The 20,772-nt window shown below is 68.7% G+C and carries 17 protein-coding genes; 4 read left to right on the top strand and 13 right to left on the bottom strand.

The window, feature by feature from the left end; genetic code table 11:
- Window positions 1–31: 31 nt before the first annotated feature.
- Window positions 32–1,105 carry a DUF2242 domain-containing protein gene (locus tag FFI87_RS06155; RefSeq protein WP_138847973.1) on the top strand — a complete coding sequence of 358 codons (1,074 nt, stop codon included), beginning with the start codon at window positions 32–34 and terminating at the stop codon, window positions 1,103–1,105.
- Window positions 1,106–1,182: 77 nt separating this feature from the next.
- Here FFI87_RS06155 and FFI87_RS06150 read toward each other — a convergent pair whose 3' ends face one another.
- Window positions 1,183–2,103 carry a pyridoxal-phosphate dependent enzyme gene (locus FFI87_RS06150; protein WP_138847974.1) on the bottom strand — a complete coding sequence of 307 codons (921 nt, stop codon included), beginning with the start codon at window positions 2,101–2,103 and terminating at the stop codon, window positions 1,183–1,185.
- Between the two features lie 164 nt (window positions 2,104–2,267).
- Between FFI87_RS06150 and FFI87_RS06145 the strand changes: the two genes are divergently transcribed.
- The gene (locus FFI87_RS06145; protein WP_138847975.1) at window positions 2,268–3,179 is read left to right on the top strand and encodes a LysR family transcriptional regulator; all 912 of its coding nucleotides are present in this window, start codon (window positions 2,268–2,270) and stop codon (window positions 3,177–3,179) included.
- A gap of 545 nt (window positions 3,180–3,724) precedes the next feature.
- Complete coding sequence (locus FFI87_RS06140; protein ID WP_138847976.1) at window positions 3,725–4,930, top strand: MFS transporter; 1,206 nt, start codon at window positions 3,725–3,727, stop codon at window positions 4,928–4,930.
- Between the two features lie 120 nt (window positions 4,931–5,050).
- Here FFI87_RS06140 and FFI87_RS06135 read toward each other — a convergent pair whose 3' ends face one another.
- From FFI87_RS06135 to FFI87_RS06125, 3 genes are read right to left on the bottom strand one after another with little or no spacing between them, the layout of a single operon-like run.
- Window positions 5,051–6,073, bottom strand: a complete 1,023-nt coding sequence (locus FFI87_RS06135) for a histone deacetylase family protein (protein WP_138847977.1) — start codon at window positions 6,071–6,073, stop codon at window positions 5,051–5,053.
- Between the two features lie 25 nt (window positions 6,074–6,098).
- Window positions 6,099–7,370: a Zn-dependent hydrolase gene (locus FFI87_RS06130; protein WP_138847978.1), complete on the bottom strand. Its 1,272-nt coding sequence runs from the start codon at window positions 7,368–7,370 to the stop codon at window positions 6,099–6,101.
- Window positions 7,371–7,400: 30 nt separating this feature from the next.
- Entirely contained in the window at window positions 7,401–8,711 is a 1,311-nt protein-coding gene (locus tag FFI87_RS06125) for an MFS transporter (protein ID WP_138847979.1), read from the bottom strand.
- A 186-nt stretch (window positions 8,712–8,897) separates the two neighbouring features.
- On the opposite strand from FFI87_RS06125, the gene FFI87_RS06120 reads away from it, so the two are divergent.
- Complete coding sequence (locus tag FFI87_RS06120) at window positions 8,898–9,854, top strand: LysR family transcriptional regulator (protein ID WP_138847980.1); 957 nt, start codon at window positions 8,898–8,900, stop codon at window positions 9,852–9,854.
- Between the two features lie 73 nt (window positions 9,855–9,927).
- On the opposite strand, the gene FFI87_RS06115 is transcribed toward FFI87_RS06120, so the two are convergent.
- The 9 genes from FFI87_RS06115 to FFI87_RS06065 form a co-directional block, all read right to left on the bottom strand.
- Window positions 9,928–10,992 (bottom strand): porin, encoded by a 1,065-nt coding sequence (locus FFI87_RS06115; protein WP_138847981.1) that lies wholly within the window; start codon window positions 10,990–10,992, stop codon window positions 9,928–9,930.
- Window positions 10,993–11,157: 165 nt separating this feature from the next.
- Complete coding sequence (locus FFI87_RS06110; RefSeq protein WP_012363514.1) at window positions 11,158–12,588, bottom strand: purine-cytosine permease family protein; 1,431 nt, start codon at window positions 12,586–12,588, stop codon at window positions 11,158–11,160.
- Between the two features lie 287 nt (window positions 12,589–12,875).
- Window positions 12,876–13,553 carry an SOS response-associated peptidase family protein gene (locus FFI87_RS06100; RefSeq protein WP_041489915.1) on the bottom strand — a complete coding sequence of 226 codons (678 nt, stop codon included), beginning with the start codon at window positions 13,551–13,553 and terminating at the stop codon, window positions 12,876–12,878.
- Between the two features lie 306 nt (window positions 13,554–13,859).
- Window positions 13,860–14,489 (bottom strand): NAD(P)H-binding protein, encoded by a 630-nt coding sequence (locus FFI87_RS06090; RefSeq protein ID WP_138847982.1) that lies wholly within the window; start codon window positions 14,487–14,489, stop codon window positions 13,860–13,862.
- Window positions 14,490–14,756: 267 nt separating this feature from the next.
- Window positions 14,757–16,148 (bottom strand): dihydrolipoyl dehydrogenase, encoded by a 1,392-nt coding sequence (gene lpdA / locus FFI87_RS06085; protein WP_138847983.1) that lies wholly within the window; start codon window positions 16,146–16,148, stop codon window positions 14,757–14,759.
- 5 nt (window positions 16,149–16,153) lie between these two features.
- Window positions 16,154–17,470: a dihydrolipoamide acetyltransferase family protein gene (locus FFI87_RS06080; RefSeq protein ID WP_138847984.1), complete on the bottom strand. Its 1,317-nt coding sequence runs from the start codon at window positions 17,468–17,470 to the stop codon at window positions 16,154–16,156.
- Window position 17,471: 1 nt separating this feature from the next.
- Window positions 17,472–18,515 carry an alpha-ketoacid dehydrogenase subunit beta gene (locus FFI87_RS06075; protein WP_138847985.1) on the bottom strand — a complete coding sequence of 348 codons (1,044 nt, stop codon included), beginning with the start codon at window positions 18,513–18,515 and terminating at the stop codon, window positions 17,472–17,474.
- A 2-nt stretch (window positions 18,516–18,517) separates the two neighbouring features.
- Window positions 18,518–19,750: a 3-methyl-2-oxobutanoate dehydrogenase (2-methylpropanoyl-transferring) subunit alpha gene (locus tag FFI87_RS06070; RefSeq protein WP_138847986.1), complete on the bottom strand. Its 1,233-nt coding sequence runs from the start codon at window positions 19,748–19,750 to the stop codon at window positions 18,518–18,520.
- Between the two features lie 390 nt (window positions 19,751–20,140).
- The gene (locus tag FFI87_RS06065) at window positions 20,141–20,767 is read right to left on the bottom strand and encodes a flavin reductase family protein (protein WP_138847987.1); all 627 of its coding nucleotides are present in this window, start codon (window positions 20,765–20,767) and stop codon (window positions 20,141–20,143) included.
- Between the last annotated feature and the right edge of the window lie 5 nt (window positions 20,768–20,772).

Below are 20,772 nucleotides of genomic sequence, written 5' to 3'. Positions count from 1 at the left end.
CGGTATTTCGCCGAGCCTTTTGAAAGACGCCATGCACAACCGATTTCGCCTGTTTTCCGTTTCGTGCGCGCTCGCGGCCGCGGCCGTGCTGGCGGCGTGCTCGTCGCCGCCCAAGCCGATCTACCAGCAGGAACAGTTCGACGCGACGAGCAGCCCGTATGCGCACACCTTTCGCTCGAAATCCGACGCGGCCTGCGAGGCCGCGCGTCGCGCGCTGCTGAGCCAGGGCTATGTCGTGTCGTCGTCGCGCAACGATGCGGTCGACGGCAGCAAGAATTTCCAGCCGAACAACGACATGCACGTCGTGATCGAGTTTCACGTCGTGTGCGCGGACGCGAACGCGGACGGCACGTCGAGCATCGCGTACGTGAACGCGGTGCAGGACCGCTACACGCTGAAGAAGTCGAATACGTCGGCCAGCGTCGGGCTCAGCGTGTTCGGGTCGCTGTCGCTGCCGATCGGCTCGAGCGACGACGCGCTCGTGAAGACCGCGAGCGAGACGATTCCCGCCGGCGTGTTCTACGAGCGCTTCTTCAATCTGGTCGAGCATTTCCTGAAGATCGATCCCGCCCGCCGCGACCGCGCCACCGTGAAGGCGGCCGAGAAGGAACCCGTCGCGCCGCTGCCCGAACCCGCGCCGACGCCGCAGGGCGAGCCGATGAAGATGACGACGCCCGTCGTGCCGACGCCGCCGGCGGCGCCCGTGCCGCTGTCGGTGCCGAGCGTCGCGCCGACGCCGGGCACGCCCGTCGTGCCGGCCGTGCCCGCACCGGCATCGGCCGTGGTCGCGCCGGGGGCGATGCGCGGGGTCGTGCCGGGGGCCGCGCCGGCTTCGGGTCCGGTGCCGGCTTCAGCACCTGCGTCTGCCGCTCCGACGCCCGCTTCTGCTTCGACGCTTGCTGCTTCGACGCCGGCTGCTGCGACGCCTGTGGCTGCCACGACGGTGGCCGCAACGCAGGTATCGGCTACGCCCGTATCCGCGGCATCCGCACCTGTGGCGTCGAGCGCCGCTTCGACGGCAGCAGACAAAGCGCCTGCGCCGGCGGCTGCCGCTCCCCTCGCCTCGTCCGCGCCGTCCGGCGCCAGCGCGCCCGCCGCGAACTGACTGCACAGGCGCCGTTACGGCTTCTTCTGCAGCGTCGTCCCGCTGCGCCGCGTGACGTAGGCTGGGGCGTCAGCGCGTTACCGCAACGTCGCGTTCAACGTCTGCAGTTGCTCGACTGTCGCCGTCACGCCGCCGCACACGATCACCGCGATGTCCGACGCCGACGCGAGCACCGGCACCGACTGCTCGAGCGCGGCCAGCGCCGCGCCGCACGCCGGCTCGACGACGATCCGGTGCTCGTCCAGGAACCGCAACGACGCCGCCACCGCCTGCGCATCCGACACGACGACCGGATGAATCGCATGCCGCGTCGCCCATTCGACCGCCGCGTCGCACGGCCGCTTCGCGCCGAGCGTCGTCGCGATACTCGTGATCGCCGGCAATTCGACCGGGCGCCCGTGCGCGACCGAGCGCGCATAGCTGTCGGCGCCCTCCGTCTCGACCGCGACCACCGGCACGTCGTGCCAGCCGTTGCGCGCGAGCCCCTCGAGCACGCCGCACAGCAGCCCGCCGCCGCCGACCGACAGCACGACCGCGTCGGGCTTCGGGCCGGTCAGCGCCATCTCGTCGATCATCGTCGCGTGCCCTTGCCACAGCACCGGGTCGTCGAACGGATGCACGAACGCGTCCTGCGCGCCGACTGCCGCCAGCGCGAACGCGTTCGCCTCCACCCAGCTCGCGCCGTGCACGATCACCTCCGCGCCTTCGACACGAATCAGCTCGCGCGCGCGGGCCGACGCGGTTTCCGGCACGACGACGAGCACCGGCACACCGAGTTCACGACCGCAATACGCGACCGCGATGCCCGCATTGCCGCCCGACGACGACACGAACCGGCGCGCGCCGGCCGCATGCCGCGCTTCGCAAACCGCGCCGATGCCGCGCAACTTGAACGAACCGGACGGCTGCAGCGCGTCGAGCTTCAGCCGAATGTTCGTGCCGAGGCGGCGCGACGCGATTTGCGAACGGATGTAGGGGGTCGGGATATGAAGCGGCATGGTGCGGGACACGGTGGGGACAAGGGAAACGCACGCGGCCTGTGAACAGGCCCGGCAACGGTGCCCATCGTACGGCACGCGGGCCATGCTTTCCAATACCAACGGATAACCATTGTTATGCTTGACAGGCATACCAACTGAATCGAAACCGGAGCCGACACCGCATGCGCCAGATCGAACTGCGTCACCTGCGTTACTTCGTGGCGGTCGCGCAAGCCGGCAGCGTGATGGCCGGCGCCCGCGCGGCCGGCATCGTCCAGCCTGCGCTGTCGCGGCAGATCCGCGAGCTCGAGGACGCGATCGGGACACCGCTGCTGATCCGCCGCACGACGGGCGTCACGCTCACGGCGGCCGGCGCGAGTTTCCTGGACGATGCGACGGGCCTGCTTGCGACGTTGCAGGACAGCCGCGAACGCGCGTTGCGCAGCGCCGCCGGCCAGCTCGGCGAACTGCGGCTCGGCGCGCTGCCGAACTGCCTGCCGCTGCCGGTCGTCGCGAACGTGCTCAAGGCGTTTCGCGACGCGTGTCCGGACGTGAAGCTGTCGATCGCGCCGATGCTGTCGGCCGAGCAGGCGGCGGCGCTGATGCGCGGCCAGCTCGACGGCGGCATCATGGCGTGGCGCCGCGACGAGGCACCGCATCTGTCGGGCGTGCGGCTGCTGAGCGACCGCTTCGTGCTGGCGATGCCCGCACCGCCCGGCGGGCGCTTTCACGCGCCGCGCACGCTCGCCGACGTCGCGCACGAACCGTTCGTGTGGTTCGACGCGCAGCGCTCCGCCGCGCACCATCGCTTCCTGATGGCGCAGTGCGAACGCGCGAGCTTCACGCCGCGCATCGCGCAGGTCGGCAGCGATATCCCGACGCTGATCGGGCTCGTCGCGGCCGGCATGGGTTGCGCATTCGTGCCGGAAAGCGCGTCGCCGACGTGCCCGCGCACGGTCCGGCTCGTCGCGCTCGACGAACTCGCGAGCCGCTTCGACATCGAGTTCGTGTTCGACGGCGCGGCGGCGCCCGCTTCCCCCGTCGTCGCACGGTTTCTCGATGCCGTGCGCGACGCGGCCGGCCACGCGGATTGACCGAGCGCCGGCGAACTCAACCGGCGCACCTGCGACGGATTCCGTAGCGTCGCGTGACGACGGCCGGCTTCGCCGTCATCCCACGTAAACATCGGCTGGAACGCACGAAAATTCTTTCAGATTCATGACAATCGGCGCTGCCGCGTCGCTATTTTTAAATTGACGCCAAAAACGACCGTTTAACGTCATTTCGAATCGTTATGCCCCGAAATATACTGCGCCCGCATCCAACCCTCGTGCCAAAGAGAGGATGCCTTCTCGCCCCGGTCACGGTCCCCCTGTGACCGGGGCTTTTTTTGTCCGGGAGCGCTTCGGTGCAGGATCGGCGGGAGGGATCGTGCATTTGCGTCAGCACGGGCCGGGGGCCTACCCCGTCGCCCGAGCGGCCTGACGCTGCCAGCCGCGCCCCCCCAACCCCGCATTGTTGACATGAAATCAAGATAATTTCGCCCGGATGCGGCTTTTCCCGCAAAAGTCATGCAGGCACACTTCACCCTGTGCACAACGGCCGATGCCGTTGCCCAATGCTTACAGGAGCGCATCGCGTGAACCCCACGACCTCTTCTCCTCCCCGCCCGGGCGGCAGCGCCGCGCTGCCGCTGCTGGCGCTCGCCGCCGGTGCGTTCGGCATCGGCACGACCGAGTTCTCGCCGATGGGCCTGCTGCCCGTGATCGCCGACGGCGTACACGTGTCGATTCCGCAGGCCGGCATGCTGATCAGCGCGTATGCGATCGGCGTGATGGTCGGCGCGCCGCTGATGACCCTGCTGCTCGCGCGCTGGTCGCGCCGCTCGGCGCTGATCGCGCTGATGTCGATCTTCACGATCGGCAACCTGCTGTCGGCCATCGCGCCCGACTACACGACGCTTCTGCTCGCCCGACTCGTCACGAGCCTGAACCACGGCGCGTTCTTCGGGCTCGGCTCGGTGGTCGCGGCCGGCCTCGTGCCGCGTGAACGGCAGGCCAGCGCGGTCGCGACGATGTTCATGGGCCTCACGATCGCGAACGTCGGCGGCGTGCCGGCCGCGACCTGGCTCGGCCAGATGATCGGCTGGCGCATGTCGTTCGCGGCCACCGCCGCGCTCGGCCTGATCGCGATCGCCGGCCTGTTCGCCGCGCTGCCGAGGGGCGAGGCCGGCAAGATGCCGAACCTGCGTGCCGAACTGTCGGTGCTCACGCGCCCCGTCGTGCTCGGCGCGCTCGCGACCACGGTACTCGGCGCCGGCGCGATGTTCACGCTCTACACGTACGTCGCCCCGACGCTCGAACACGTGACCGGCGCGACGCCCGGCTTCGTGACCGCGATGCTCGTGCTGATCGGCGTCGGCTTCTCGATCGGCAACATCGCCGGCGGCCGCCTCGCCGACCGCTCGCTCGACGCCACGCTGATCGGCTTCCTGGTGCTGCTGATCGTGACGATGGCCGGGTTCCCGCTGCTCGCCCGCACGCATGTCGGCGCGGCGGCCACGCTGCTGGTGTGGGGTGTCGCGACGTTCGCGGTGGTCCCGCCGCTGCAGATGCGCGTGATGCGTGCCGCGCACGAAGCGCCCGGCCTCGCGTCGGCCGTCAACATCGGCGCGTTCAACCTTGGCAATGCGCTCGGCGCGGCAGCCGGCGGCGCGGCGATCTCGGCCGGCTTCGGCTACGCGGCCGTGCCGCTCGTCGGCGGGTTGATCGCCGCCGCCGGGCTCGCGCTGGTCGCAATGCAGAGGATGCAACGCCGTCGCGCGCCGGTTGCCGCGAACTCGTAAGCGCACCGCGATCCGCAGGGTGCCGATACGCGGCACCCCAATTGAACAACGCCCGCGCCGGGATGCCGACGCGGGCGTTGTCGCTGACGGGCCGCGCATGGCGGCCGCCTTCTCGACGTATCAGCGCGCGGCGGCGAACCCGCCGAAGAACGCACGCGCATTCGCATCGAGGCTCTCGAGGTGATAACCGCCCTCCTGCACGATCACCGTCGGCAAGCCGGGCGCACCGATCGCGCCGCCGAGCCGGCCGAACCCGTCGGTCGTGACGGCCACCTGCGATTGCGGGTCGTCCTTGTAGATGTCGAAGCCGAGCGCGAGCACGAGCGCATCCGGCTGGAACCGCGCGAGCGCGCGCAGCGCGTCGTCGAGTCGCTCGAAGAAGGTCGACTCGGGTGCACCGTGCGGCATCGGCAAGTTCAGGTTGTAGCCGTCGCCGGGCCCCGCGCCCGTCTCTTCCTCGTAGCCGGCGACGACCGGATAGAAATTGGTCGGGTCGCCGTGGATCGACACGTACAGCACGTCGTCGCGGCCGTAGAAGATCTCCTGCACGCCCTGCCCGTGATGCATGTCGGTATCGAGGATCGCGACCCGCCGATGCCGGCCGAGCAGCGCCTGCGCGGCGATTGCCGCGTTGTTCAGGTAGCAGAAGCCGCCGGCCGCATCGGGGCGCGCGTGATGGCCGGGCGGGCGGCACAGCGCGTACGCGTCGCGCGCGCCGTCGTTGACGTCCGCCGCGGCCGCGAGCGCGCTCTGTGCCGACCAGTACGCGGCGCGCCACGTGTTCGCGCCGACCGGGCAGCTGCCGTCGGCGAGATAGCGCGCGGCTTTCGCGAGCACGCCGCGCAGCGGATTCGGATCGCGCACGAACACGTTCGACATCACTTCGTCGCCCCAGTCGTCGGGCATCCGTTTCCAGTCACGGTGCGCTTCCTCCAGAAAGCGCAGGTAGTTCATGTCGTGCACGGCTGCGATCGGCGCGGTGCCGCGGTCGGCCGGCTCGCGCACGTCGAAGTCGAGCGAACGCACCGCCGCCACCAGCCGAGCCGCGCGCTCGGGCACTTCCTGCGGCTCGCGCATCCTGCCGCGCGACAGGTAGGTGCGCGGATGGTGCAGCAACTGTTCGGGGTGGAAATAGGTTTTCATCGTCGGTCCTCGTCGATTCGTCGCGTCATGCATCGTGCGCGGCTGCCGCTGCCGCCACGCGCGTCGCGACGCCCGCCCGCGCGAGCACCGCGTTGAGCAGCACGTTGGTGCCGCGCGTCACGTCGTCGGGCAGCGCGTCCTCGGCCTCGTTGTGCGACAGCCCGTCGACGCACGGGATGAACACCATCGCGGTCGGTACGCGACGCGCGAGCAGGATCGCATCGTGACCGGCGCCGCTGACGATCCGTTCGTTCGTATAACCAAATGCCTCCGCGGCCCGCGCGACCAGCTCGACGCAGCCGCGGTCGAACGGCGTCGCGGGGCTGCGCCAGCAGGTATCGATCGCGACCTGCACGCCGCGCGCAGCGGCCACGCGCGCGCATGCGTCGCGCAGCGCGCGCTCCATCGCATCGACTTGCGCATCGTCGTGATGGCGCAGGTCGACGGTGAACGTCACGTCGCCGGCGATCGTGTTGCGCGACGCGTTGCGGATGCCGACCTGCCCGATCGTCGCGAGCCCGCGCGGCGCGTGGCCGGCGACGATGCGTTCCAGTTCGAGCGCCATCTGCGCGCTCGCGAAATACGCGTCCTTGCGATACGGCATCGGCATCGTGCCCGCATGCGCGGCCACGCCCGTCACGCGCACGTCGAGCCAGCGGATCGCCTGCCCGCCCGTGACGATGCCGATCGTCGTGCCGTTCGCCTCGAGCACGGGCCCCTGTTCGATATGCGCTTCGAAATACGCGTCGACCGCGCCGCCCGGCGCGCGCGTGCCGCGACAGCCGCATGCGTCCAGCGCGGCGCCGAGCGTGATGCCCTCGGCATCCTGCTTCGCGAGCGCGTCGTCGAGCGGCAGCGCGCCCGTGAACACGGCCGAGCCGAGCATCGCCGGCGCGAAACGCGCGCCCTCCTCGTTGGTCCACGACACGATCTCGAGCGGCTTGTCGGTCACGATGCCCGCATCGTTCAGCGTGCGCACGACTTCGAGCCCGGCGAGCACGCCGTACACGCCGTCGAAGCGCCCGCCTTCGGGCTGCGTGTCGAGATGGCTGCCGATCAGCACCGGCGCGGCCTGCGCATCGGCGCCGTCGCGCCGCGCGAACAGGTTGCCGACCGCGTCGACGCTTACCGTCATCCCCGCGTCGCGGCACCACTGCGCGAACAGGTCGCGGCCGCGCCGGTCGTCGTCGGTCAGCGCGAGGCGCCGCACGCCGCCGCGCGGCGTCGCACCGATGCGCGCCATGTCGGCCAGGCTCCGCCACAGGCGGGCACCGTCGATTTCCAGCAGGTCTTTCATTTGCACTCCGATGAATTCGTTCGTCGAGGGTCAGTGCGAGCCGAGCGCTTCGGCCGCGGCCGGCCGCCCCGCGCGTCGCGCGTCGAGCGCGACGATGCAAAGCAGCGAGATGCCGGCGAGACACGTGTAGAACACCGCGAGCGGCCACCACTGGCCCGCGAAGCGATGCGCGAGCCAGGTGCCGACGAGCGGCGTCAGGCCGCCCGCGATCGCGCCGCAAACCTGGTACGCGAGCGAGATCGCCGAATAGCGCACGTGCGCGGGAAACACGCCGCTCACGAAGCCGGCGATCACCGAATAGAAGCCGGCCATGCACACGACCGCAAGCGCGATGCCGGCGACGAGCGACCCGGACGTGCCGCCCTGCACGAGCATGAACATCGGGTACGGCGACAGCATCGCGAGCAGCGCGGCGATCTTCAGGAAACGCACGCCGCCTATACGCTCGGCGATCCAAGCGGCGAGCGGCTGCGCGATGAACTGGATGATCGCGACCGCGAACAGGCTGTCGAGGATCAGCGAGCGGGACACGCCGACGTACTGCGTGGTGTACGCGATCATGAACGTGTTGGTGAAATAGACGCCCGCGATCCCGATCGTGTTCGCGCCGATGCAGAGCAGCACGAGCCCCGACGCGGAGCGCAGCACTTCGGCGACCGGCAGCTTCACGGTGCGGTTCGCCTCCTTCACGCGCGCGAATTCCGGTGACTCGTTCACGCCGAGCCGGATCAGGATGCCGACGACGAGCAGCACCGAGCTCGCGAGAAACGGCAGGCGCCAGCCCCATGCGAGGAAATCGGCCTTGTCCATCGACGTGACCGCGCGAAACGCGATCAGCGACAGGATCAGCCCGGCCGGGCTGCCAAGCTGCGCGAACGACGCGAAGAACGTGCGGCGGCCCTGCGGCGCGTGTTCGCCCGCCATCAGCACCGCGCCGCCCCATTCCCCGCCGACGGCGATCCCCTGCACGACGCGCAGCACGATCAGCAGCACCGGCGCGAGCATGCCGACCTGCGAATAGTCGGGCAGCAGCCCGACGCACACGGTCGCGACGCCCATCATCATCAGCGTCGTCATCAGCGCCTTCTTGCGGCCGATGCGGTCGCCGAGATGGCCGAACACGATGCCGCCGAGCGGGCGCGCGAAGAAGCCGACCGCGAACGTCGCGAACGACGCCATCGTGCTGACGAAGCGGTCATGCGACGGGAAATAGAGTTCGCCGAACACGAGCGCGGCGGCGGTCGCGTAGATGTAGAAGTCGTACCACTCGATCATCGTGCCGACGAACGCGGCCGTCGCGGCACGCGCCGGCTGGCGGGCGGAAGGAAGGGACTGGGTCATGCGGGCTCCTGACGCGCGCCGCGGCACGCGCGATATCGTGGTGGCCGGCCGTCTGTCGCGGCCTCGCGCCGCACGGTGCGGCGCCCCTCCTTTATCGGCGACCGCAAATCATTAGTCAAATTTCAAGTTATTATTCAGCGTATAAATCCAGCTAATGACCGCCCCGATGCTTCGCCCGGAGACCCGATGCGCGCCGACCTCACGCCCTTCCTCAACGACCGCCTCGACTGGAACCTGCTGCGCACCTATCTGGTGATCATGCAGGAACGCAGCGTGAGCCGGGCGGCCGCGCGCCTGCACGTGACGCAGCCGGCCGTGAGCCAGGCGCTGCGGCGGCTGGAAGACACACTGGAGCGAAAGCTGATCGAGCGGCGCGGCGCGCACTTCGCGCCCACTCCCGCGGGCGAAGCCGTGTACCGGATCGCGAGCGACATCTACGGCGGCGTGTCGCGGCTCGAAACGGAACTCGACGACAGCACGGCCGACCTCACCGGTTCGATCCGGCTGCTGACGGTGAGCCGCATCGAGTCGCCCGTCTACGACGCATTCCTCGCCGACTTCCATCGCGCGTATCCGCGCATCGATCTGCAGATCGAAGTGATGCGCTCGTCGGACATCCTGTCGTCGCTGCTGCAGAAGACGGCCACCGCCGGGCTCGGGCTGTGCCGCACGCCGCACGACAAGCTGGAGATGCGCTGCTTCCTGCGCCAGCGCTACGCGATCTACTGCGGCCGCCATCACCGGCTGTTCGGGCAAACGCAGTTGCGAATGGAGGATCTGCTCGCGGAGAACTTCGTATCGTTCACGAGCGACCAGATCGGCGACAGCCTGTCGCCGCTCACCGTGTTCCGCGACCAGAAGGGTTTCACCGGGCGCATCGTCGCGTCGTCGCCGAGCCTCGAGGAAGTGCGGCGGCTGATCTTCGCCGGTTACGGGATCGGCTGCCTGCCCGAGCACATTGTGCGCGACGACATCGCGCAGCAACGGCTGTGGCGGCTGCCGCCCGACGACGGCCTCGTCGACGTCGACGTGTTCCTGCTGTGGCATCGCGACCGCAAGATGAACGCGGCCGAGCACGCGTTCCTCGACGCGATGGAGCGCTGCATGCAGCAGCACTCGCTCGCGGAACGGCTGGGGACGTAGGCGCGCGCTTGCGCGCCTGCGCGAAAGGAAGGAGGCAGGCGCCGGCCCGCACGGCCCGGCGCCCGATACACCGTCAGAAGCGGTGAACGATGCCGAGCTGCACGCCGCGCGCATTCGCGCCCGGATACGCGAGCGGCAGGCCGGGATTCGCCGCGCCCGCGAGCGTGTAGCCGGCCTGGTTGCGGTTGCGCAGGTACGACAGCGCGCCATAGAAGCTCGTGCGCTTCGACAGGTCGTATTCGTACATCAGCCCGAGCTGGTCCGCGTTGTTGCCTTGCGACGTCTGGTCATGCAGATACGCATAGCCGAGCGCGACATAGTTCGCCGGATTGACCTGATACTTGAGCGACAACCCGTACACGCGCGAATCGATCCCGAGATCGGCCCACTTCACCGCCGAAAAACCGCCGTACACGGTTGCCTTGCCGATCGCGTACGATGCGCCGGCCATGATCGTGCGATCGGTCGTGGTCGTGCTCTTCAGCCACTGCCCCGCGACGAACGCCGCGAACGGCCCGTGCTCGTAGGTCAGGTCGAACTGCCGGCTGGAGCCCGCCGAGCGCACGCCGCCCGCATCGCCGAACCCGAAATACAACCCGCCCTGGAAGCCGCCGATCTCCGGGCTCTGGTACGACAGCGTATTGCTCGTGCGGAACGCGAATACGGTCAGGTTGTCCATGCCGGACGCCTGCGTGACGCCGCCGAACGCATCCTGCCCACCCTGGTCGTTGAACAGCGGCGAATTCTGGCGGCCCGCGCGTACCTTGCCCCACTGCCCCGCGATGCCGACCCACGCCTGGCGATTGAACATGCTGCCCGAACTTGCGAGCGAACCGTCGTTCGGGTTGAAGCCGTTCTCGAGCGCGAACTCGATCTTCTGGCCGCCGCCGAGATCCTCGCCGCCCTTCATCCCGAAGCGGCTGCCCCACTGTCCACCCGAGCCGATCGCTGCGGTATAGCCGTTGCCGGTATTCACGTACTGCGCGAATTCGTCGATCACGCCGTACAGCGTGACGCCGTCCTGCGCGAGCGCGGCGCCCGATCCACCCATGCATGCGGCCGCGACGGCCACGCGAAGACCGGCATGCGCCGATCGCGCCCGGGAACGATTGTCTCGCGCGTTCATTTGCTTAGTCATACTATTCAATGAAAAGAGAATGGAGCGATGCCGGGCACGGTGGTCTGCCATGCCGGCATCGCGGATAACGAAGGTGTGTGCAGCGCGGCTTCCGGTGGCGCCGGGTTCGGCGCGGCGGAGCCGCTCAGGCCGGCGGAAGGCCAGCCCGACGGGCGAAACGATGCGTCAGTGCTGAACCTCGCCGCGCTCGAGCGGCAGGATCAGACGCTCGGGGATGCTGCGTCGCGACGCACGCGCACCGACGTAGTACAGCACGGCCGGCACGATGAGACCGAGGATCCACGAGATGTCGGTGCCGCCGAGTGCGTCGACGAGCGCGCCCGTGTAGATGTGCGTCGACATGAACGGCAACTGCACCAGGATGCCGACCACGTAGATCGTGATCGCCATCCTGTTCCAGCGGCCGTAGCGGCCATCCGGATCGGACAGCGCCGGCACGTCGTAGCGCGAGCGCGTGAAGCAGTAATAGTCGACCAGGTTGATCGCGCTCCACGGCGTGAAGAACGCGAGCAGGAACAGGATGAACGCGGTGAATTCCTTCAGGAACGAATGACGGCCGGCGAGCGCGATCAGCGTCGACACGCAGATCATCCCGAAGATGTAGACGAGACGGCTCTTTGACGACACCGCATGCTTGCCGCGAAAGCCGCTGACGATCGTCGCCATCGACATGAAACTGCCGTAGGCATTGAGCGTGGTCACGGTCACCTTGCCGAACGCGATGCTGAAGTACAGCAGTGCGGCGACGGCCCCCGTCGAGCCGAGACCGACGATGTACGACACCTCGTGGTGTGCGAACTGGTTGCCGGCCAGCGCGGCCGCGAACACGCCGAACACCATTGCGGCCTGCGCGCCGATCACCGCGCCCAGGCCGACCGCGAGGAACGTGGCGACCGACGACGTCGAGCGCGGCAGGTAGCGCGAATAGTCGGCGACGTACGGGCCGAACGCGATCTGCCACGACGCGGACAGCGACATCGACAGCAGGAAGCTCGCGAGCGAGAAGTGCTTGTTCGCGAGCAGCGCGCCGACGTCATGGTTCGCGAACAGCTGCGCGAACATGTACACGAACGCGATGATGCCGACCACGCTCGCGATCCGGCCGACGAAGTGGATCGCGCGATAGCCGAACACCGTCAGCACGACGATCACGGCCGCGAACAGCAGGATGCCGGCCGCGTCGTCGACGTGCAGCAGTTGCGCGACGGCCTGCCCGGCAAGCACCGAGCCGCTGGCGGAAAAGCCGATGTACATGAGGCACACGAGCACGATCGGGATCATCGCGCCGTAGACGCCGAACTGTACGCGGCTCGAGATCATCTGCGGTAAACCGAGCTGCGGCCCCTGCGCGCCGTGCAGCGCCATCACCGCGCCGCCGACGAGCTGGCCGAGCAGCAGCGCGACCAGCGACCAGAACACGTCGCCGCCGAGCACGACCGCGAGCGCCCCCGTGACGATGGCCGTGATCTGCATGTTCGCCGACAGCCACAGCGTGAACTGGCTCAGCAGCCCGCCGTGGCGTTCGGCGTCGGGAATGAAATCGATCGAGCGTACCTCGATCAGGCCGCCGGCTTTTCCACTGGGATTCGTTGACACGAGAAAATCTCCAAGATACTGAGGATCACAAATGGTTTTGACGAGATGCCCGTTCGGCTCGTGGGATGCGGTGCGCCGTGGATCGCCGGCATGCGCCACGCACGCACGGTCTGCACGCTGGCGCGCAAGCGGCACGACGTGTGCCGACATTGCCAGTGGATGATCTTGTATATACAACTTGGGTGATATCGGGGATTACCCGGTATCCGACGATTTATGAAATCGTGTCGGAAAACCGCATACGTGCGACCTGCGAGTCGCTGGCTGGACGTAGGAAAAATGAAAGCTCAGGTGCCGGCGGGCGACGCCTGCTCGGGCTCGGCCACCAGGTCGTCGGCGGGAAGGAGTGTCAGCAAGCGCCGCACGGCCTCGACGTCGCGTGCGTGGAGCCATGCGTCGTAGTCGTCGCGGCGCAGGATCACGACGCCCCGCTTCTCGTCGCCGGGCCGATGCATGCGCGCGAACACCGGGTGATCGTCGGCGTTGACCGTGAGCATCGTCATGCCGATTCGCTCGCGGCCGTCGGCGGTGACGAAGCTGCGCCAGATACCGGCGACGCAGCACGGCTGCCAGCCGTCGACGCCGATCCGGTGCCACACGTTGCGGCCCGTCTCGTAGCACGGCTCGAAGATCCAGCGCACCGGAATCAGGCAACGCTGGCCGTTGCGCCAGGCGGTGCTGTAGAGCCGCGACGAGCCGACCGTTTCCGCGCGCGCGTTCACCGTATCGAGCTTCTTTCGCTTGCGGCCGTTCTCGTCGAGACGCACGGGCTGCATGAACTTCGGCCAGAAGCCGAACACCGCGCTGACGACCGCGAGGCCGTCGCCGTCGGCACGCGCGATGGGCGCCGCGTAATCGGGATACACGTCGGGTTCCCACGGATCGCGGCGAAACAGGTCGCCGATGCCGAGCTTCAGCTCGCTGATGCCCGGGTCTTCATCGGGGGCGCGGTAGTGAGTACACACGGTTCGGCAGACGAAGGACGCGATGTCTTCATCGTAGGTCAGCGTGCACGCCGTGTTCGTGCAATCGGTTGGTATGACGAAACAGTCTTGCGGGTGCAAGTGCATCGGAGCGTCGATTGGTCATTGCTTCCACTTGCCGTCAACAAGATGCGCAGGCTGCTCGCGAGCAAGCTGAGCCATACGGTCGAATTCCAGCTCGCGACGCCTCGCGACGGCGGCGACGGCGAAGCACCGGACGCGTTCTTCTTTCTGACGTCCGTTCGTTCATCCGTCCCGCAACGTCGGCGGCACGTCGCCCGCGCCGGTTCACGCAAGCCGTTCCGATCCGATGACATGCACGCCCGGGCGCGCATCGATCGCCGCATCGAGCAGCGCGCGGGCGATGCGCGGCGCGGGATTCACGCGCCACTTCGGCGGCAACAGCGGCCCGGCGGTACCGAGCGCCAGCGCCATCATCCGTTCGCCGAACCGGAACTCGTCGCGGCTGCCCCCGATCAGGCCCGGCCGGACGCAGGTGAGCGAGGTGAACCCGATGCCCGCGAGCGCACGCTCGACTTCGCCCTTCACGCGGTTGTAGAAGATGCGCGACGCCGGGTCCGCGCCGAGCGCGGAATTCAGCACGTAGGTCGGCGTGCCGGACCGGTGCGCGAGACGCGCGACCGCGAGCGGATAGTCGTGATCGACGCGGCGGAATGCGGCCTGCGAGCCCGCGACCCGCATCGTGGTGCCGAGCGTGCAGATCACCGCGTCGGCCTGCCACCAGTCGGCCGCCTCGGGCAGGTGATCGAAGTCGACCGTCACGGCGCGCATCTTCGGATGCGGCGACAACGGCCGGCGCGCGAGCACGACGACCTGGTCCACCCGCGCGTCGGCCAGCGCGAGGTCGAGGACGTGGCGCCCCACGAGTCCGGTCGCGCCGACGAGCAGCAGTTTCATGTGCGGTTGTTCCGTGTATGGCCGGTGCAGGCCAGCCGTGAGCGGCAGCCGCGCGTACGCTGAACATCCCAATGCCGCATCGCGCCGGAGCCGCCCGTTCGAAGCCGATGAATCGGACGGGATACCGACACGATGAACGGTTCACGCGAGAGGGTCAACAACGACCCGCGAGGCGCGCACGCTCGAGCGCGATCGCACCAGTCGTCCGGATCGGCGCCGCAGCGATGCTCCGGACGGCGACGGATGGCAACGGACGCCGCCGCCCGTTCACACGTGCAACGCGTGTCCCAGCGCGCGCAATGCCGCCTCCTGCATCGCTTCGCCGAGCGTCGGATGCGCGTGGATCGTGCCGCCGATGTCCTCGAGCCGCGCGCCCATCTCGAGCGACTGCGAGAACGCCGCGGCCAGTTCCGACACGCCGCGCCCGACCGCCTGCCAGCCGACGATCAGATGCGTGTCGCGCCGCGCGACGACGCGCACGAAACCGTCGGTCGCCTGCAGCGTCATCGCGCGCCCGTTCGCCGCGAACGGGAACGACGCGCTGATGCAGTCGACGCCGGCCGCCTTCGCATCGTCGGGCGACCAGCCGGACGTGACGACCTCGGGATCGGTGAAGCACACCGCGGGGATCGATGCGGGCGTGAACTTGCGGCGCCGCCCTGCGATCAGCTCGGCCACCATCTCGCCCTGCGCCATCGCGCGATGCGCGAGCATCGGCTCGCCAGCGACGTCGCCGATCGCCCACACGTTGCGCATCGAGGTCCGGCATGCGTCGTCGATGCGCAGCGCGCGGCCGTTGCGATCGAGCGGCAGCGCTTCGAGCCCGAAGCCGTCCACGCGCGGCCGGCGGCCGACCGCGACCAGCACGCGATCGGCCGGCAGCGTCTTCTGCGCGCCGTCGGGCGCCTGCACGCGCACCGCGCCGTCGCTCGCCAAACCGAGCACCGTGTGGCCCAGCCACAAGCCGACGCCGAGCCGCGCGAGCGAATCGGCCACCGGCTTCGCGAGTTCCGCGTCGTACGCGGGCAGCACGCGCTCCGCCGCCTCGACAATGCTGACCTCGACGCCGAGCTTGCGATAGACGGTCCCGAGTTCGAGCCCGATGTATCCGGCGCCGACGACGACCAGCCGCGTCGGCAACGACGCGGGCGACAGTGCGTCGGTCGACGATACGACGTGCCCGCCGAACGGCATCGACGGCAGCGCGACCGGTTCCGAACCGGTCGCGAGCAACAGGTGTTCGCATGCGATGCGCGTCGTGTGGCCGCCGGCGACGATATCGACCGTCTTGCCGTCGACGACGCGCGCGTCGCCCTGCAGCACGCGCACGCCGTGCTTCTTCAGCAGCGCGCCGACGCCGCGCGTGAGGCGGTCGACGATCCCGTCCTTCCATGCGACGCTTTTCGCGATGTCGATCTCCGGCGCGCGCACGCGAATCCCGAGCATGCCTTCGCCGGCCTGCGCGCACGCCTGCTCGAACGCGTCGGCGACATGGATCAGCGCCTTCGACGGAATGCAGCCGATGTTCAGGCATGTGCCGCCGAGCCGTTCGCGCTCGACCAGCACCGTCGGAATGCCGAGCTGCCCCGCGCGAATCGCGGCGACGTAACCGCCCGGCCCACCGCCGACCACGAGCAGCGTGGTGTGTTCGTTCGGCATCGCACTCACTCCACGAACAGCAGCGCCGGGCGCTCGAGCAACCCGCGCACGGCCTGGATGAATTCGGCCGCGTCCGCGCCGTCGACGACGCGATGGTCGAACGACGACGACAGGTTCATCAGCTTGCGCGCGACGATCGCGCCGTCGCGGATCATCGGCCGCTCGACGATCCGGTTCACGCCGACGATGCCGACCTCCGGATGGTTGATGACCGGCGTCGACATGATGCCGCCGAGCGCGCCGAGGCTCGAGATCGTGATCGTCGAGCCGGTCAGCTCGTCGCGCTGCGCGCGGTTCGCGCGCACGGCGTCGGCGAGCCGCGCGATTTCCGCCGAGATCGACCACACGTCGCGCGCTTCCGCATGACGCAGCACCGGCACCGTGAGGCCGCTGTCCGTCTGCGTCGCGACGCCCATGTGCACCGCCCCGTAACGCGTGACGACACCGGCTTCGTCGTCGTAGCGCGCGTTGATCTGCGGGAAGTCGCGCAGCGCGATCACCATCGCGCGGATCAGCAGCGGCAGCGGCGTGAGCCGGCCACGCGCGTCGCCGTGGCGTCGGTTCAGCTCGCTGCGCAGCGATTCGAGCTCGGTGACGTCGATCTCCTCGACGTAGCTGAAGTGCGGAATGCGGCGCTTCGCTTCCTGCATCTTGCGCGCGATGGCGCGGCGCAGGCCGATCACCGGCACCTCGGTTTCATCATTGCGCTCGTCGTAACCGCGCGCTTGCGAGCCACCCGCCGCCGTGCCGCCCGTGCGTGCGTACGCATCGAGGTCCGCATGCAGGATCCGGCCGGCCTCGCCGGTGCCGCGCACGTAGCGCAGCTCGATGCCCATGTCCCAGGCGCGCTGGCGCACCGCCGGCGACGCGAGCGGCCGTTCGCCGGGCGCGAAGGCCGCGCGCGGCGGCGCCGCGTGTTCCGCGCGACGCGGCTCGGCCGGTGCACGCTCAGCGGTGTGACGTGCTTCGGTGGCTTCGGTGACTTTCGATGACCTGGCAGGCGTGTCGACCGCCGCCGGACGCGGCGTCGCATCCGCTTCGGCATCGCGTGCCTTCGCGCCCGGCTTCAGGTTGCCGTCGCCTTCGACCTCGACACGAATCAGCTCGCTGCCGACCGCCATCATCTCGCCGATCCGGCCGCCGAGCGCCAGCACCTTGCCCGCCACCGGCGACGGAATCTCCACCGCGGCCTTGTCGGTCATCACGTCGGCGAGCGGCTGGTCCTCCTTGATCGTCTGCCCGACTTCCACGTGCCAGGCCACCAGCTCGACCTCGGCGATCCCTTCGCCGATATCCGGCATCTTGATCACATGAATCCCCATCTCAGGCCTCCATCACGCGTCGCAATGCTTCGCCAACCCGGGCCGGGCCGGGGAAATACGCCCATTCCTGCGCGTGCGGATACGGCGTGTCCCAGCCCGTCGTCCGCTCGACCGGTGCTTCCAGATGGTAGAAGCAGTGCTCCTGGACGAGCGATACCAGTTCCGCGCCGTAGCCGCAGGTGCGCGTCGCTTCGTGCACCACCACGCAGCGGCCGGTCTTGCGCACCGACGCGACGATCGTGTCGAGGTCGACAGGCCACAGCGTGCGCAAATCGATCACTTCCGCGTCGATGCCGGTCTCCTCGGCCGCGGCGAGCGACACGTGCACGGTCGTGCCGTACGTCAGCACCGTCAGGTCGTTGCCGGGCCGCACCACGGCCGCCGTATCGAGCGGCACCGTGTAATAGCCGTCCGGCACCACGCTGCCCGGATGCTTGAGCCACGACGTGACCGGACGCTCGTGATGGCCGTCGAACGGCCCGTTGTACAGCCGTTTCGGCTCGAGGAAGATCACCGGATCGTCGTTCTCGATCGACGCGATCAGCAACCCTTTCGCATCGTACGGATTCGACGGCATCACCGTGCGCAACCCGCAGACCTGCGTGAACATCGCCTCCGGGCTCTGGCTGTGCGTCTGGCCGCCGTAGATGCCGCCGCCGCACGGCATCCGGATCGTCATCGGCGCGGTGAACTGGCCCGCGGAGCGATAGCGCAGCCGTGCGCCTTCCGACACGATCTGGTCGGACGCCGGATAGAAGTAGTCCGCGAACTGGATCTCGCAGACCGGCCGCAATCCATACGCGCCCATCCCGACCGCCGCGCCGACGATCCCGCCTTCCGAGATCGGCGCATCGAACACGCGCGACTTGCCGTACTTGGCCTGCAGCCCTTCGGTGCAGCGGAACACGCCGCCGAAGTAGCCGACGTCCTGCCCGAACACCACCACGTCGCCGTCGCGCTCGAGCATCACGTCCATCGCGGAGCGCAGCGCCTGGATCATCGTCATCGGCTGCGCCGATGCCGTCGTCGTTTCCCGTTGCGCCATGATCACGCTCCCAGTTCCTGACGCTGACGGCGCAGGTGCGCGGGCAGCTCCTTGTACACGTCGTCGAACATCGAGGCCGGCGACGGAATCCGGTCGTCGGCCAGCGTGCCGAACTTCTCCGCTTCCTTCTGCGCGGCGATCACTTCGGCTTCCAGCTCGGCCGTGAGCGCATCGTGCGCGCTGTCCGACCAGATGCCTTTCGCGATCAGATGCTGCTTGAAGCGCGCGATCGGATCGCCGAGCGGGAAATGGGCCCAGTCGTCGGCCGGCCGGTATTTCGTCGGATCGTCGGACGTCGAATGCGCGCCCGCGCGGTAGGTGACCCATTCGATCAGCGTCGGGCCGAGATTGCGGCGCGCGCGTTCCGCGGCCCAGGCCGATGCCGCGTAGATCGCGAGGAAGTCGTTGCCGTCGACGCGCAGTGAAGCGATGCCGCAGCCGACGCCGCGCCCGGCGAAGGTGGTACCCTCGCCGCCCGCTATCGCCTGGAACGTCGAGATCGCCCACTGGTTGTTGACGACGTTCAGCACGACCGGCGCGCGATACACGTGCGCGAACGTCAGCGCGGTGTGGAAGTCGGCTTCCGCGGTCGCGCCGTCGCCGATCCAAGCGGACGCGATCTTCGTGTCGCCCTTGATCGCCGACGCCATCGCCCAGCCCACCGCCTGGATGAACTGCGTCGCGAGATTGCCGGAGATCGAGAAGAAGCCGGCTTCGCGGTCCGAGTACATCACCGGAAGCTGGCGCCCCTTCAGCGGGTCGCCTTCGTTCGACATCAGCTGGCAGATCATCCGTTCGAGCGGCACGTCGCGCGCGATCAGGATGCTTTGCTGGCGATAGGTCGGGAAGCACATGTCGCCGTGACGCAGCGCCATCGCGTGCGCGGCGCCGATCGCCTCTTCGCCGAGGCTCACCATGTAGAAGGAGATTTTCTTCTGACGCTGCGCGATCATCATGCGCGCGTCGAAGATGCGCGTCTTCAGCATCGCGCGCATCCCGGCGATCAGGCGCGCATCGTCGAGGTCCGGCGCCCATGGGCCGAGGGCCGCGCCGTGGTCGTCGAGCACGCGCACGAGGCTGCGGGCGAGATGGGCGGTGTCCGCGGGAGCAACGTCGATCGGCGGGCGACGAACCGCGCCGGCCGGCGATAGATGCAGATAGGAAAAATCCGTCCTGCAGCCCGGACGCCCGGTGGGCTCCGGCACATGCAGACGCAATGGCTCTGACAGGCTCATCGTGTCGTCTCCACGCTCGATTGTGTCTCACGCTGTTGGAAACGCGCGGCCGGTTGCCGGCTCACGCGCGGGCTGGCGCACGGATAAGCACGCCAACCTTGGAAATCTATGCCTCGCGGCGCGCGACGTCGATGACCAAGCCGCTCGATTGCGGTGAGCAGATTTGCCATGGCGGGTTTCGGCGGGCGATCGGCGCCGCCGGCGCGGTGAATGAAGGCCGCGTGTGCTGCGATGCGTCAACGGCTGGGAGCTTTTGGATCGAGGCCGCGCCGGTCTCGCTCGGCGTCGATCATGTCGGACGATACGAAGCACGAGACCCCGCGAAATCCGGGATCTCGGCGGGGTCTCAGTGGATTCGGGACGCTTGCCGGCTCGTGCCGGCGCGATGGGTTACGCGTCGGGGCGCGCGATATCGAAGCGGCTGTCGGGCCTGACGTGCACGTAGGCCGACGGGCCGCCCGCGCGAAGAATGATGCCCGCGCCGAACGTGTCGAAGATGCCGTCCTTCAGCAGGTCGTGGCGAATGTGCACCGCGATGACTTCGCCGAGCACCAGCGTGGCCGGCGTGGCGACGCCTTGGTGATCGCGCAGCGGAATCACGTCGGTCACCTTGCATTCGAAGTTGACGCCGCTTTCCGCGACGCGCGGCACATTCACGAGGCGCGACGGGATCGCGGTCAGGCCGCCGAGTTCGAATTCGTCGACGCCGTACGGCACGGCCGCACAGGTCTGGTTCATCCTGTCGGCGAGATCGCGCGTCGCGAGGTTCCAGACGAACTCGCCGGTCTCCTGCACGTTGCGCAGGCTGTCCTTCGCGGCCGTGCTCGAAAAGCCGATGATCGGCGGACGATAGTTGAATGCGTTGAAGAAGCTGTACGGCGCGAGGTTGATCGTGCCGTCGCTGCCGCGGGAAGAGATCCAGCCGATCGGGCGCGGGCCCACGATCGCGTTCAGCGGATCGTGCGGCAGGCCGTGGCCTTGCGAGGGTTCGTAATAGTGATGGGTCGAGTCGGTCATGGCGG

Source organism: Burkholderia sp. KBS0801 (assembly GCF_005937855.2).
GTDB classification, from domain to species: Bacteria; Pseudomonadota; Gammaproteobacteria; order Burkholderiales; family Burkholderiaceae; genus Burkholderia; species Burkholderia ambifaria.
The sequence above is the reverse complement of the archived record's forward strand: the minus strand, read 5'-3'. Positions and strand labels throughout refer to the sequence as shown.